At 68.3% G+C, this 14,200-nt stretch carries 13 protein-coding genes; 4 read left to right on the forward strand and 9 right to left on the reverse strand.

Features of this window, described 5'->3' with window-relative positions; translation table 11 throughout:
• Positions 1 to 391: 391 nt before the first annotated feature.
• The 6 genes from ACZ6DT_RS13005 to ACZ6DT_RS13030 form a co-directional block, all read right to left on the reverse strand.
• Positions 392 to 1,009: a DUF3618 domain-containing protein gene (locus ACZ6DT_RS13005; RefSeq protein ID WP_465593157.1), complete on the reverse strand. Its 618-nt coding sequence runs from the start codon at positions 1,007 to 1,009 to the stop codon at positions 392 to 394.
• Positions 1,006 to 1,434, reverse strand: coding sequence for a phage holin family protein (locus tag ACZ6DT_RS13010; RefSeq protein WP_465593160.1), 429 nt, complete (start codon positions 1,432 to 1,434; stop codon positions 1,006 to 1,008). The genes ACZ6DT_RS13005 and ACZ6DT_RS13010 overlap by 4 nt, the downstream gene beginning before the upstream one ends.
• On the reverse strand, positions 1,431 to 2,114 hold the full coding sequence (locus ACZ6DT_RS13015) for a hypothetical protein (RefSeq protein WP_465593163.1): 684 nt from the start codon (positions 2,112 to 2,114) through the stop codon (positions 1,431 to 1,433). Before ACZ6DT_RS13015 ends, ACZ6DT_RS13010 begins: the two co-directional genes overlap by 4 nt.
• Positions 2,115 to 2,440: 326 nt before the next feature.
• Entirely contained in the window at positions 2,441 to 2,914 is a 474-nt protein-coding gene (locus tag ACZ6DT_RS13020; RefSeq protein ID WP_465593166.1) for a MarR family winged helix-turn-helix transcriptional regulator, read from the reverse strand.
• A 7-nt stretch (positions 2,915 to 2,921) separates the two neighbouring features.
• A complete protein-coding gene (locus ACZ6DT_RS13025; RefSeq protein WP_465593169.1) occupies positions 2,922 to 4,967 on the reverse strand; it encodes a xanthine dehydrogenase family protein molybdopterin-binding subunit in 2,046 nt (681 codons plus the stop codon).
• On the reverse strand, positions 4,964 to 5,434 hold the full coding sequence (locus tag ACZ6DT_RS13030; protein ID WP_465593967.1) for a (2Fe-2S)-binding protein: 471 nt from the start codon (positions 5,432 to 5,434) through the stop codon (positions 4,964 to 4,966). The genes ACZ6DT_RS13025 and ACZ6DT_RS13030 overlap by 4 nt, the downstream gene beginning before the upstream one ends.
• A gap of 25 nt (positions 5,435 to 5,459) precedes the next feature.
• Between ACZ6DT_RS13030 and pip the strand changes: the two genes are divergently transcribed.
• Entirely contained in the window at positions 5,460 to 7,781 is a 2,322-nt protein-coding gene (pip, locus tag ACZ6DT_RS13035) for a prolyl aminopeptidase (RefSeq protein WP_465593172.1), read from the forward strand.
• Positions 7,782 to 7,939: 158 nt separating this feature from the next.
• On the opposite strand, the gene ACZ6DT_RS13040 is transcribed toward pip, so the two are convergent.
• Positions 7,940 to 8,776, reverse strand: coding sequence for an EamA family transporter (locus ACZ6DT_RS13040; protein WP_465593175.1), 837 nt, complete (start codon positions 8,774 to 8,776; stop codon positions 7,940 to 7,942).
• Positions 8,777 to 8,778: 2 nt separating this feature from the next.
• Positions 8,779 to 9,297: a MarR family winged helix-turn-helix transcriptional regulator gene (locus ACZ6DT_RS13045; RefSeq protein ID WP_465593178.1), complete on the reverse strand. Its 519-nt coding sequence runs from the start codon at positions 9,295 to 9,297 to the stop codon at positions 8,779 to 8,781.
• A 251-nt stretch (positions 9,298 to 9,548) separates the two neighbouring features.
• Between ACZ6DT_RS13045 and ACZ6DT_RS13050 the strand changes: the two genes are divergently transcribed.
• The 3 genes from ACZ6DT_RS13050 (at position 9,549) to ACZ6DT_RS13060 (ending at position 13,664) form a co-directional block, all read left to right on the forward strand.
• Positions 9,549 to 10,502 carry an erythromycin esterase family protein gene (locus tag ACZ6DT_RS13050; RefSeq protein ID WP_465593181.1) on the forward strand — a complete coding sequence of 318 codons (954 nt, stop codon included), beginning with the start codon at positions 9,549 to 9,551 and terminating at the stop codon, positions 10,500 to 10,502.
• A gap of 202 nt (positions 10,503 to 10,704) precedes the next feature.
• The gene (locus ACZ6DT_RS13055) at positions 10,705 to 12,282 is read left to right on the forward strand and encodes a flavin-containing monooxygenase (protein ID WP_465593184.1); all 1,578 of its coding nucleotides are present in this window, start codon (positions 10,705 to 10,707) and stop codon (positions 12,280 to 12,282) included.
• The gene (locus ACZ6DT_RS13060; RefSeq protein ID WP_465593187.1) at positions 12,279 to 13,664 is read left to right on the forward strand and encodes an MFS transporter; all 1,386 of its coding nucleotides are present in this window, start codon (positions 12,279 to 12,281) and stop codon (positions 13,662 to 13,664) included. Before ACZ6DT_RS13055 ends, ACZ6DT_RS13060 begins: the two co-directional genes overlap by 4 nt.
• 29 nt (positions 13,665 to 13,693) lie before the next feature.
• Here ACZ6DT_RS13060 and ACZ6DT_RS13065 read toward each other — a convergent pair whose 3' ends face one another.
• The gene (locus ACZ6DT_RS13065) at positions 13,694 to 14,188 is read right to left on the reverse strand and encodes a glycine-rich domain-containing protein (protein WP_465593190.1); all 495 of its coding nucleotides are present in this window, start codon (positions 14,186 to 14,188) and stop codon (positions 13,694 to 13,696) included.
• Positions 14,189 to 14,200: the final 12 nt, after the last annotated feature.

The raw sequence follows: 14,200 nt of genomic DNA on the forward strand, positions 1-14,200 counted from the left end.
AGGGCGTCGTTGTTCCCTCCTTCCCCGCCCCCCCCCTCTCCCCCCCCCCCTCCCCCCCCCCCCCCCCCCCCCCCCCCCCCCCCCCCCCCCCCCCCACCCCCTGTACCGACGAGAAGCAGCCAGGCGATGCGTCCCGAGTTTTCCTCGTGATGACGGCCACCAGGACCCAGCGGCAGGGATCACCCGACGGCGCCGAATTCAAGCGGGAGCCGCGGGCGAAGCGAACCTACCTGTCGCGAAGCCGCGTCACCTGTGACTGCGGCCGACGCGAAAGCCACTCTCGGGACATTTATGTCTCGAGAGTGGTTTTCGCGATCGTATCCGGTGATGCTCATGTCGAGGCAAGGGACACGACGCCGAGGAGGTCTCCAGGCACACCTGCGGTCGGGGATCAGGACCGCAGGTTCCGCTGCGCTTCCTGTGCGCGTCCGGTGACGTCGTCGGTGGCCGCGTGGGCTTCGTCGGTCACCGTGGACGCGGCGTCGGAGGCTTCGGACTTGACCGACTCGGCAGCTTGCTTCACCGGCTCGGCCAAGTTGTCCTTCAGCTCTTCGGCGACCTGGTGGGCCACCGGCTGGAGGTGCTCCTGGGCCAGGCCGGTCGCCTGGTCCGCCAGCCGTCGTTCCGGGTCGCTGGCGGGCAGCAAAGAAGAGACCAGCCAGCCCGCTCCGAAGGCGATCAGTCCTGCGGCCAAGGGGTTGCCTCGTGTGCCACGACTGATGGCTTGAGGGGCCTCACCGATCGATTCGGCGACCGAGCTCACGTGGTCAGCCGTGCTCTCGCGTGCCGTAGATGCCACGGAACCGGCCTTGTCGCCGACCTTCGCGGCGTATTCGGTAGTACTGCCCATCACTGTGTCCTTCGCTCGGTGTGCCGCGTCCCGGATCCGGCCGACCCGGCGTTCCATGATCCGGCCGGGAGTGACCTTTTCCGTCAAGGCGTTCACGTCGGTGCCCAAGGAGCGTTGTGTCTTCTCGATCTCCCGGCGGATCCTGTCCTGCTCGGTCATGACCGTCCGCCTTTCACCGCGTCGGGAACTTGCTGGAGGGTGTCGATGGTCTGCTCCGGTTTCGGGGAGACACGGCGGATCGCGCCGCGGCCGGTGGTGTAGAGCACGGCTCCGAGGACGGCCCACACGCCGGCCACGATGAGCGCCGCCCAGCCCTGGTCCATGACGTTGGCGAGGCCCCACCACAGCGCCAGTGACAGGAACAGCAGAACCATGTAGCCGGCGAATCCGGCGCCGCCGAGCAACCCGGCACCCTTGGCCGCTTTACCCGCTTCCGCCTTCAGTTCGGCTTTCGCGAGTTCGACCTCCTGACGGACCAGGGTGGAGAGGTCCTTCATGACGTTGGTCATGAGTTCGCCGACCGAGGAGTCCGAGACGTCGGGATGCTGTTCCGCGGGCGGTGTGGTGCCCGGGGCCGGAGTCATCGCGGCACCTGACCCGTCGCGGACGGCCGGGTGCCGAGGGGCTCGGCGGGCGGTTGTGGTGCCGAGAAACCGCCTGGTCCGGCCAACTCGTTTTGCGGCGCCGGGGTGGGCAGCGGGGGAGCGGCCGGTGCCGCCGTCGTGCCGGTCGGCTCCTGGTGGTCGTCAGCCGGCTTGCCCGCGACGGCGGCGCGGGTCAACCGGCCCGCCAGGGCACCGGCGATCGCGGCGCCGAGGAGGAACGTACCCGGGCGACGGCGGGCGAATCCCCGTACTTCTTCGAGCAGCTGACCCGGCTCGCGTTGGTCGAGCCAATCGGCCACCGCGTGCACGCGTTCGGAAGCCTGCCGGGTGAGATCCTTGGCCATACCAGGGGAATCTGTCCCTTCCGCCATGCGGTCGAGCTGGCCCGCCAGGTCGTGCAGGCCGCGGGCGGCCTGCCGTTGGCCGTTGCGTGCCTGGTCCTCCAGCTGGCCGCGTCCTTCGCGGAGAAGGTCACGAGCTTCCCGCTTGCTGTGCTCGGCGACGTGTTTCGCTTCCTCCACGGCGGTTTTCGCCACCGAACCGCCGTGCTCGACCGCGGTCCCGGCGACTTCCTTCGCCTCTTCTTTCACTGTTTGCGACTTCGACGGTGCGCCGTTCCCGTGCTCCGGTGGTGCCTGTCCGCCCGGTCCTTGCGACATGTGAACCTCCTGGAGGAGAGGAACTTCGCGTTCCTCATGAGAGCCGGCATCGGCCACCGGCTCGCGTACCCCGGGCTACCCGTGGCGTTGGGAGGTAAACAGCAGGCTTTTCACTCGGGCGTGTGGTGCGGTGCGGCCAGATCAACAGGATCGTGGATACGAGCCAGCGCCGATGAGGCGTGCGGTGCTCAAGGTCGTCACTGGGCAGGTAGCCAGGCGCGTCGGGGTCAGCGGCGACCGGGTGAACCTGGACCGGGATGACGCCCGAGACGCAGGGGCGCTGACCGTACTACGTTGATCGGCTCGTGTCGGGAGGGGAATTCAGGTCAGGATGTCGCGTGTGTGGCGGCCCCGATGAGGGCGATCAGCTGGGTGCGGAAGTGGTCGTAGTCTTCGACCACGCCGAGCAGGAGGTCGGATTCGCGCTCCTCGCGGCGAGCGGCGGCGAGCACTCGCCTGCCCGCCGCGGTGATCTTGACCGAGACGCGGCGACGGTCCCGGCGGTCCTGCGACCGTGCGATGTGCCCCGAACGTTCCAGGTGCTCGATGGTGCGGCTCATGGTCTGGTCGGTGACTCGGCACAGGGCAGCGAGTTCGCGTTGCGACCGTACGCCTTCGGTCAGATGGTGAAGGGCTATCAGCCCCGCGTGGGTGAGCCCGCGCCCGGCCAGGAAATCGTCGAAGCGCTTCTCGACGAGACGGGCCGCCGTCGAAAGCAGCCGACCGGTGGGCCAGGAGGCGACATCGGCTCGCACGTGGTCGGGGCGGCGAGCCACCGCGAGTTCGTCTCCCTTGGCCATGAGGTCATCATCCCAGATCAGCCCACTGCGCCACCGAGGGCATACCGGCCACGGGTGTGCCTGTCGCCGCCGCCATGGCCGACGCGATCGCGGCGGCCGCGGGAGGATAGGCGAGTTCTCCTAATCCGCCGATGTCCGATCCCGACGACACGAGCGACACATCGATGTCAGGCGCTTGATCGATCCTCGCCCAGGCGTAGTCGCGGAACGAGGACTCGGCCACCCTGCCGGACCGGACTGTGATCTGAGCGCCCATGACCGTTGACACCGCGTCGAGCACGCCGCCTTCCACCTGAGCCCGCACGCCGGAAGGATGCAGCGGGACGCCGACGTCGACGGCGGCGTGGACTCGGACAACCCGTTTCGACGCACCGTCGACGTGGGCGATGACCGCGATCGCGGAGCCGTAGTCGAGATGACAGGCCACACCGCGGCCCACACCCGGGGCGGGCGGGCGGGACCAGCGCGCCCGGCGGGCGGCGACGTCGAGAACACCGCGCAGGCGAGATCCCGCGGGCAGCAAGGTGCGACGGAGATCGACTTGATCCGCGCCCGCTCGCGTGCCGAGTTCGCTGAGAAAGCACTCCTCCGCGTAGCCGAACTGACCCGCGTACACGGCGCGCCAGAAACCGGTGCGCAGGGGAGCGGGGCGCACGGCGATGGTGATTTCACCGGGCACGGAGTAGGGGAAGTGGTCTCCGCCGGCACGGATGACCGCGGGATTGGTGAAGGCCGGCATCACGGTCAGCGGCCACGTGGCGACGTCGTGCGAACGCCGGATCGGAAGCCCGGCCGCATCCGTTTCGGCGCTGAGCCGATGCACCGACATGGGCCGGTACGAATCGTGCCGTGTGTCGTCGTCGCGGGTCCAGAGCACCGATACCGGCGCTCCGGCGCGTGTGGCACAGGCGACCGCCTCCAGTGCCGCGTCCGGCTCGATTCGGCGTCCGAAAGCGCCTCCGGAGAGGGTCGCCTCCACCCGGATGCCGGCCGCGGGGATCGCCAGCCGCCGTGCCAGCAGGGTTCGCAGGCCTCCGGGGTCCTGAGTCGGCGTCCGGACGGTCACCCGGTCCGCGGTGACCTCGGCGGTCGCGTTCATCGGTTCCATGGGGGCGTGAGCGAGCAAAGGCAGCCGATAGGTGCGCTGCACACCGGGAAACGCGCTTCGGGCGGGGAGTGCTGCTTCGAGGTCGGCGATCCAGGCGCGGGAGTCGGCGTCCGGTGTGCCGCCTCGCCAGGTCACGCGCAATGAGGCGCGGCCTCGGATGGCCTCGTGCGTCGACCGGGCCAGCACCGCGACGCCGCCTTGGCCGTCGCCAGGGGGATTGAGCGGGAAGACGTCGACCACGCCGGGCTGCGCCCGGGTCTCCCGATCGTCGATGGTGTCGGGCACCGCGCCCAGCCAAGGTGGTCTCAGAACGACCGCCGAGAGGGTGCGGGGAGAGCGAGCGTCGAGGCCGTACCGAGCGCGGCCGGTGACCATCTCGGCCGCGTCCACCCGGCCGGCGGTGGTCCGGCCCAGGATTCGCCATCGTTCCGGCGGGGTCAGCGTGACCGGCACGCCCGCCGGATCGATCTCGGCCGCGGCGGATACCAGCAGCCGGTAGGGGAGACGGCCGCGGCGTGGGTGCCGGACCGTGCCGTCGAGGGCGAAACACGCCTCGGCAGGGACACCCCACCGCCTGGCCGCCGCCGCGATCAGAAGACACCGCGCTGTCGCGGACGCTCGCCGGATCGGCTCGGCGAGTTGCCGGGTCGAGGTCGAGTTCGCTACTGCTTGCGAGCCGTAGCGTTCGGTGTCGCCAGGTGCCTGTTCGACTCGCACGTCGTGCACATCCAGCGCGAGTTCCTCGGCCACGAGCAAGGCCACGAGGGTGCGCACCCCTTGGCCGGTGTCGGGCCGCGGCACCGTCGCCGTGACCGTGCCCTTCGCGTCGAGCCGGACGAACACGGTCGGGGCGAGGACGTGGCCCGCCGCCAGCGCCGGAACGGGAATCCCGACAACCAGGGCTCCCGCCACGGTGCCCTGCAGGAACGAACGCCGCGAGATCATCGTCGCTCCCGCAGCAGGTGCGCCGCACGGCGGACCGCCGCCCGGATCCGCGGATAGGTTCCGCACCGGCACACGTTGTCACGCAGCGCGGAGCCGATCGCGTCGTCGTCGGGATCGGGGTCTCGCGCCAGCAGTGCCGCGGCCGCCATGATCTGGCCGGGCTGACAGTATCCGCATTGCGCGACGTCCAGTTCCCGCCATGCCCGTTGAACCGGATGATCACCGTTTCGGGACAGGCCTTCGATCGTGGTGATGCGTCCTCCGGCGCTCTCGGCGGCGGTCAGCACGCATGGTCGTCGCGGCTCGCCGTCGACATGCGAGGTGCAGGCACCGCAGGCCCCGACTCCGCATCCGTATTTCGGCCCCGTGAGCCCCAGTGATTCGCGGAGCACCCAGAGCAGGGGAGTGTCGCCGCTGACATCCACCTCACGCCGTTCACCGTTGACGAGAAAGCGATAGCGGGTCACCGATGGCCCTCCGATTTCGTTCAGTGTGCTGAACATCGTGGCAAGTGAAGCTCATCGAGGCAAGGGGTTCTTCAGCCTGCTGCTCATATGCATAATATTCAGCGTGCTTAACGATATGCGCCGCCCGATGCGTTCGGTCGTGGTCTTCGGGGTGCTGGGCAGCGCGTTGCTCACCGGCCTGGTGTGGTTACTCGGACAACGTCTGGACAGCGTCGTCCTGCTGCCGGATCAGGGTGCGTCCTGGTACTACTGGAAGCTTCCCGATCCGACGGTGTGGACCCGCGCGACGGCCTGGGTGGGATACGCGTTGCATCAGCTGGTGTCGTGGGGGTTGATCTACTACGCGCAAACGCGGGGGCGGCGCTACACCGCCGGTCTGCACCCGGTCAACGTCATCGCCCTGATCGCGAACGGCCTGTTCATCGCGTTGCACACCGCGCAGACGCATCTCTTCTACGACGGTCTCGCGCAGGACGTGTCGATCTTCAGCTCTCAAGGATCGGTCGTGCTGCTGCTCGTCGTCGTGCTGATCATGGAGAACAAACGGCGCGGCCTCGTGCTCACCTGGTCGGCGCCGATCTCGGCTGAGGTGACCCGAGTCGCCCGCAAGTACCATGGGTACCTCTTCAGCTGGGCTGCGATCTACACCTTCTGGTATCACCCGATGGAATCCACCAGTGGTCACCTCATCGGCTTCTTCTACCTGTTTCTTCTTCTGTTGCAGAGCAGCCTGATGTTCACCGCCGCACATACCGACCGATGGTGGACACTCACCCTCGAAGCCTTGGTGGCGGTGCACGGCACGCTCGTCGCGGTGATGAACTCCGGTCCTGACGGCATGTGGCCGATGTTCTTGTTCGGTTTCGTCGCCATCTTCGTCCTCACACAGATGCACGGCGTCGGACTCGGCCGAGCCGCGCGATGGTGGATCGCCGGAGTGTCGCTCGTGGCCGCCTTCGCGGTCTACCTCTGGCGAGGACTCGACCGGATTGACGAAGTGATCCGGATTCCGGCGGTCGAGTATCTGCTCGCCGCCGTACTCGCCGTGCTGGTGTGGGCGGGAGTGCGAGTCGTTCGTCTGGTGCGCCGGTGCGTCTCACGGCGCACGAAGCCTGTGCTGAAGGCCTTTGTCAGCACGTTCGGTGACCGCCGGCCGGGAGCCGAAATCTACTGCTCAACAACGCCGGAGACACTGATCACGGGACAGACCCGGCGCAGATCGATCGACTCCTCGAGAGTGGCTCGTGCGCCGGTGGCATCGAGGACTCGCAGTCCCTTGCGGTCCCTCGTTTCGCGCCGGTCGGTCAAGCCCGTGACAGGAGGACGCGTGATCGGGTCGCCGGACGAACGCCCCTGTGGTCGACGTCTCTTCCAAGAACTGCGCCATGTGTCCGACGATAGCTTCATGTATCCGGAGATCGAGCCCCGCGCGTCAGGCCACCTGGACACCGGTGACGGCAACCTCGTGTACTGGGAGGAATGCGGAAACCCCGACGGCAAGCCTGTGGTGTTCCTGCACGGTGGACCCGGCGGCGGCTGCTCACCGTCGCACCGCCGGTTGTTCGACCCGTCGGCCTATCGGATCGTCCTGTTCGACCAGCGCGGGTGCGGGCGGTCGCTGCCGCACGCTTCGGCGTCGGCTGATCTGTCATCGAACACGACCTGGCATCTCGTCGACGACATCGAACGCCTGCGAGAGTCGCTGGGCATCTCGCGGTGGCAGGTGTTCGGTGGGTCCTGGGGGTCGACGCTGGCGTTGGCGTACGCCGAGAAGCACCCGGAACGCGTGTCGGAGCTGGTACTGCGCGGGGTTTTCACGCTGCGTTCGTCCGAAGTGGACTGGTACTACCGGGGTGGCGCGGCGCACGTCTTCCCGGACTTGTGGGAAAAATTCATGGCGCCGATCGCGGGGCTCGACGGCGATCCTGTCGAGCTGTACGCCAAGCTGCTCGCCGACCCCGACCCCGAGGTGCACGGGCCGGCCGCTGTCGCGTGGAGTACCTGGGAGGGCGCGACGGTGACGCTGCTTCCCCGGCCCGAACTGGTGGCGGAATTCGCCGTGCCGGAGTACGCGCTGGCGTTCGCGCGGATCGAGAACCATTACTTCGTGAACAACGGGTGGCTCGAGGAGGGACAGCTGATCCGGAACGCGGTTGCCCTGAAGGACATTCCCGGTGTGATCGTGCAGGGGCGGTACGACGTCGCCGCGCCCGCGATTTCCGCGTGGGACCTGCACAAGGCATGGCCGGAGTCGGAACTGGTGATCGTGCCGGGTGCCGGGCACACGTACGACGAGCCCGGCGTACTGGCAGCGTTGTTGGAGGCGACGGATCGGTTCCGTGACTAGTTCGGACACGGACAAGGAGGGGTATGGGGAGAAGTGTGCCTGAGCCCGATCAGGCGTCGTAGTTGACCCTTTGCGGCGTACTGGGGTTTTTGCTCTGTCATGTATGGGTGAACGCGCTCTGTCTCGGGCGACCTCGCGACGTCCTACTGGGTCTGGAGTCAGGTGATGGCGAGCAGGGCGATTGAGGTTCCGGCTCCGATGAGTCCGGCGATCTGGAAGCGGGTCAGTCGTTCGCGGAGGGTGGTGATGCCGAGCAGGACTGGAACGGCGGGATAGAGCGATGACAGCGCGACGGCGATCACGGAGAGTTGGAGTCTGGCGGCTGCCAGGTAACACGCGAGCGCGAGGGCTGCCGCGACACCTGTCGCGGCACAGGCCAGGGTGGCCGACGGTCGCAGCCGCAACGACGCGTGGGTGGCGAAGATCAGCGGCAGCAGGGTGAGCAGTGCGGTGACCCGGCCCGACAGGACCGGCCAGAGCCCGGATTGTGGTCCCGACTGGGCCAGCGCGAGGTATTGCAGCGCGATGCCGACCCCGGCGATCAGGCCGTCGACCAGGGCTGGTGATGCCGCGAGGCGGAGTTTGTCGCCGGTGGTGGACACGAGCCAGAGAGCCGGAACGGCGACCGCGATGCCAAGCCAGGACAGAGGCGATGGTCGTTCGCCGAGCAGCAGGACGCCGACCAGGACCGGGAGCGCCAGGCCGCCCACCGCGCTGACGGGTACCACCGTGCTCATCGCCCCGCGGCTGAGCCCCCGGAACAAGAAGAGCATGCCGACGCCGGTCCCGAGGCCGGACAGTCCGCCCCAGGCAAGATCTGCCGGTGCCGGCGCGCCTGTCGAGTTGAGCGGGACAGCCACCGCCGTGGCCACGAGGGCGCCGGTCTGCCCGAGGAAGGCGACAGTCGCGAAGTGGATCCGGCGGGCCAGTAGACCTCCGCCGAAGTCGGACAGGCCGTAGCACAAGGCGGAGGCCAGTGCGAGCAGCGTCGCCATGATCAGAGCCGGTGGTCGCGCTCGGCTTGGCCGACCGGACACGTCGCGTCGGTCGTACAGGTATGGCGGTCACATAGCCGGCACAGCAGGTCTGCGCTGCCGATTCGCTCGTAGAGGCGCGGCAGCATTTTGGCCAGCAGCGCGGCGAGAGTGTCGCGTTCACGGTCGTTGAGCACTTCGAGTACGTCGGTCAGCACTTTCGTGCGAGAAGCCAGCATGTCGCGCGCCGTGCGTCGGCCCGTCGGTGTGAGCTGGACGGCGACCTCGCGGCTGGCCCCCGGGCGTCGCTCTACGAACCCGGCGGCTTGCAGCGAGTCCACCATCCGTGCCGCGGCTGATTGGCTCAGTCCGACGCGGCGGCCCAGGTCGGTCACGCTGATCTTCGGCGCGGTGGCCAGGACCACCAGGGCCGCGGCCCCACTGGCGCTGAGCCGCGCCGTTCCCGTGGTGCCGGCGAGTGTGAGGTCGGTGACCGCCAGCGCCGCGGCACCCAACAGGTTCCCAGTCCGCGAATCATGCATGACTCATGCATAACACCGAGTGCCGGTCGGGTCAATACGAACCCGAAAGACGGAGGGGGCACAACGCACTCTCATGCCGCGACGCGGTCGATACGTATCGACCAGGCTCGCGTCATGCCGAGAGGGCGTGTTCGCGGCTGACCGCTCATGCCGATGTGCGAACGGTGCTCCTCATGGCTGGATGAGAGTTGTCGCACTGGCGCACGATTTCGACTAGACCTCTACCATAGTTCAGGGATGAGAATGATCCCATGACGACCTCGATGACCGACGCGCCGACGCGGTGGATCCACCAGTACGCACATCCCCTGGTCACTCTCGATCCCGAGGGGCCGCTCACCGATCTGGCGCCACTGCGCGGCATGGTGCGTGACGCGAATCTGGTCGTGCTCGGCGCTTCGGCTCGCGACACGCACGAGCTCTCCGTCGTTTCCCAGCGGATATTGAGGTTTTCTGTCGAGGAACTGGGATTCCGTTCTCTTGTGCTCGAAGGGGACGACGTCACGAGTGTCGCGCTCGATGAGTACGTGCGAACCGGCGTCGGCGACCCTCGAGCGTTGCTGGCCGGCGCCAGGTCATTCTGGCGAACCCGGGAACTCCTTGATGTCGTCGGCTGGATGCGTCGCCACAACGAGCGAAATCCAGCCGATCCGATCCGCATCGCCAACATGGCCGGGATTTCACGGGTGGCGGCTCTACCCGGCAGTCTCGCCGACATCGAACGGTTGCTGGCCGAGAATACGATTCGGTGGCACGAACACACCGGACACAAGATCGTCTACTGGGGTGGCATGGCACATATGGTGAACGGCAGGACGCGCGCCGTTTCCACCGAACCGCCGCGGGAGATCCATCGCAGTGCGGGCAGCTACCTCAGGGAGCATTTCGGCGCCGGGCATCTTTCGGTGGGGTTGACCTTCCACCACGGGTCGGCGTCCTACGCCGTCCCCGCGCCGCCCGCCGGGTTCGCCGAGGCCACGCTGGGAAGTACCGGCATGGACGCCTATCTGCTGGATCTTCGTGTCACGCGCCCGGAGCCGGTCCAGGCATGGCTGAGTCGGCCGGCGAAGACCCGGTTGGTCGGCCCCGCCTACAATCCCGCCGACGATGAGGTGCACCACCTCTCCGGCGGTTCGCTCGCCGAGTGGTTCGACGTCATCGTCCACTCCCAAGAGGTGTCTCCGGCCTATCCACTCGACGTCTGAGACCAGCCACCGCAGGCATCCACGACAGGACTGTGCCGCCCTGGCCCGACCTGGTGTTGCGAGCTGCGCTCAATGGGGGTAGCACAAGCGTCGCCAGATCCCGTCGATCTTCCAGGCGGCGAGTGTCAACGCCGGATGACGTCCTCATGGTCCCTTTCGGGCGTAGCTGGAGTGATTGACTGGATTGTGTAATCTCGACGCCGTGTTGGACATCGCGGTGATCGGGGCAGGGTTCGCGGGGTTGTATATGCTCGACCGCCTCCGCGAGCATGGGTTTTCCTGCCACGCTTACGAATCGGCCACCGGAGTGGGCGGTACCTGGTTCTGGAATCGCTACCCCGGCGCGCGGTGCGACGTGGAGAGTCTGGACTATTCCTACCTGCACGACCGGGAGCTGTACGCGACCTGGCAGTGGTCGGAGCGGTTCGCCACCCAACCGGAGATTCTGCGCTACGCCGAGCACTTCGCCCACCGGCGAGGGTTGTGGCCGCACATCACCACCGGCACCACGATCACCGGCGCGGCTTTTGCCGATGGCGCCTGGACCTTGACCACCGACACCGATGAGCGCGTGCGCGCCCGGTTCGTGGTGACGGCCGTGGGCTGCATGTCCGCGGTCAACACTCCGGCTATTCCGGGTCTGGCACGGTTCGGTGGGACGGTGCTGCGCACCTCGCGGTGGCCGGCCGAACCGGTCGAGCTGGCCGGGCGGAGGGTCGGGGTGATCGGCACCGGGTCCTCCGGGATCCAGGTGGTGCCGGAACTGGCCAAGGCGGCCGCCGAGTTGGTGGTCTTCCAGCGTACGGCCAACTTCAGCGTCCCTGCCCGCAATCGGCCGCTCACCCAGGCCGAGCGGGACGCCGCCGTCGCCGGGTACGAGCAGAGGGTGGAGAACGCCCGCACCACCCGGTTCGGGCATCCGGTGACCGGCACCGGCAGGGCCGCCCTGGAGACCGACCCCGCGGGGCGCACCGCGGAGTTCGACAAGGGGTGGGCGCGCGGTGGCACGCACATCGTGGCGACCTTCACCGACACCGGTCGCGACCTGACCGCGAACGCGGTGCTGGCGGACTACTTCCGCGATCGCGTGCGCGAGGCAGTGCACGACCCGGAGACCGCGCGGGCACTCACGCCGACCGGTTACCCCATCGGCACCAAGCGGCTGTGCGTCGATGACGACTACTACGAGACGTTCAACCTCCCGCACGTCAGGCTCGTGGACCTGCGGGATGACCCGATCCAGGAAGTGACCGAGACCGGAATCCGGACCACCGGTGGCGACCACGAGCTGGACGTGCTCGTGCTGGCCACCGGGTTCGACGCCTTGACCGGGGCACTGACCAGGATGGGCATCGCCGGCCGCGACGGGCGGCTGCTCGCCGATACCTGGCGGGCCGGGCCGCGCAGCTATCTCGGATTGGCAATGGCCGGATTCCCCAACCTGTTCACGCTCACCGGCCCCGGCAGCACCATGGTGTTGTCCAACATGATGCGCGCGATCGAGCACCACGTCGAATGGGTGCGCGATCTGCTCGTCCACGCCCGGGAGCACGGCATCACCGAGATCGAGGCGATCGAGTCCGCCCAGGACGACTGGGTGGCCAAGGTCGCCGACCTGGCGGGTAAAACCCTGTACCCGCACACCGATTCCTACTATCTGGGCGCCAACATCGAGGGTAAGGCGCGGGTGTTCGCGCCCTTCGCCGGAGGGTTGGACGTCTACCGGCGAATCTGCGACGGGGTCGCGACCGAGGGCTACCGGGGGTTCCGGATCGCATGACCATCGTCAAGCGGCGGAAGCTGGGGTCGCTCGGGCTGGCGGTGGTGCTGCTGGCCGCGCTGCTGCCGATGATGGACTCTTTCATCGTCAACGTCGCGCTGCCCACCATCGCCGCCGACCTGAGCGCCTCCGGTGCCGACCTGGAGCTGGTGGTGGCCGGATACGGGTTGGCGTTCACCGTCTTCCTGGTACTCGGTGGCAGGCTCGGCGACGCCTACGGGCGTAGGCGAGTCCTGGTCGTGGGGCTGGTGGTGTTCACGCTCGCGTCGCTGCTGTGCGCGCTTGCCGGGACAGCTGACTGGCTGGTGGCCGCCCGCATCCTGCAGGGGGCGGCGGCCGCGCTGATCCCGCCGCAGGTGCTGGGTACGATCCAGGCCGCCGAGGACGCGGAGCGCAAACCGCGGGCGATGAGCCGGTACGCCGCGGTCAGCGGGCTCGCCGCGATCCTCGGGCTGGTGCTGGGCGGGATACTGGTGCAGGCCGATCTGTGGGGCGCCTCGTGGCGGCTGATCTTCTTGGTGAACCTGCCGCTCGGGATCACGGCGGTGGTGCTGGTCCTGCTGCTGGTGCCCGACACCCGGTCGCCGCATCCGGTCGGCGTCGATCTACGCGGCACCGCGCTGCTGGCCGCCACGATCGTGCTGCTGCTGGTCGGGCTCAACCGGGGGCTGCTGCTGGGCTGGCCGTGGTGGACCATCGCGCTGCTGGTCGGAGCGCCGTTCGCGGCGGTGGCGTTGTGGCGCACGGAGAACTGGGTCGTCAAGCAGGGGCGGATGCCGCTGTTGCCGCCATCGGTGCTGACCGAGCCACGGGTGCGCGGCGGATTGCTGCTGGTGGCGCCTTTCCTGGCGACTTGGGCGGGGTACCTGTTCGCGTTGCCGTTGACGCTGCAGAACGGATTCAAGCTCGACCCGGCACTGGCCGGGCTGGCCGTCGCGCCGATGTCGGCGGCGTTCCTGGCCGGGTCGTTCGCCGTGCCGGGGTTGCGCGCCAAGCTCGGTGACGGCGTGCTGGCCGCCGGAGCGCTGGTGCAGGCCACGGGGGTGCTGTGGTTGCTCGGCGTGCTACTGCTCGACGGCGCGGTGTGGTGGGTCCTGCCCGGGTTGGTGCTGATCGGCTGGGGGCAGGCGCTGGTGGTCGGGTCGTCGCAGATCTCGGTGCTCGCCGCCGTACCGACCGAGTACGCCGGGGTTGGCGGGGGCGTGCTGGTGACCACCCAGCAGGGCTCGATGGCGATCGGGGTGGCGGGGCTCGGGTCCGTCTACACCGGACTCGTCGGTGCCGGCCACGCCACCGCGTTCGCTGTCGTGCTGGCGGTGCAACTCGCGGTCGGGATCGCGGTGGCGATGGCCGGACGCCGGGCGGTGGCCGCACGGGACTGAGCCGGGTCCGGGCAGGCCCGGGTTCAGGTTCAGATGGCGGCCATGTCCAGCTCGGCGATCTGCTCCATCGACATGTCCAGCTGTTCGTGCAGGAAGCGGACCATCGTCCAATGGGGTAGCGCGCCCTCGTCGTATGGGCCGAACGCCGCCCGGTAGAGCGGAATCCACCGCAGCGCCTCCGCCGCGGTGCGCTCGCGCGGCGCCTCTTCGGCGTACTCGGTGTAGCTGATGCTGCGGTGCTCGATGAAGAATCCGCCCGGCAACCGGGTACAGAACTCCCGGTACTCGCGGGTCTGCAGGATCAGGTAGTGCCACACCTCGTCGATCTCCTGCTCCACCGGCAAGAACGTGCCCGCCAGCTGGTCCTGATGGGCGGAGACGAGATACAGGTAGCGCAGGCACTCCAGGACTTGGCGCTCTACGAAGTCCCTTGGGTGGTCGGTTTTGGTGGTGAAGTACACCACCACTTCGGTGTGCAGGTCCTCGCCAAGCAGGACGCGCAGATCGGCGGGGGTGACAAGCACGATGGGCTCCAG

Source organism: Amycolatopsis sp. NPDC041971, assembly GCF_055588925.1.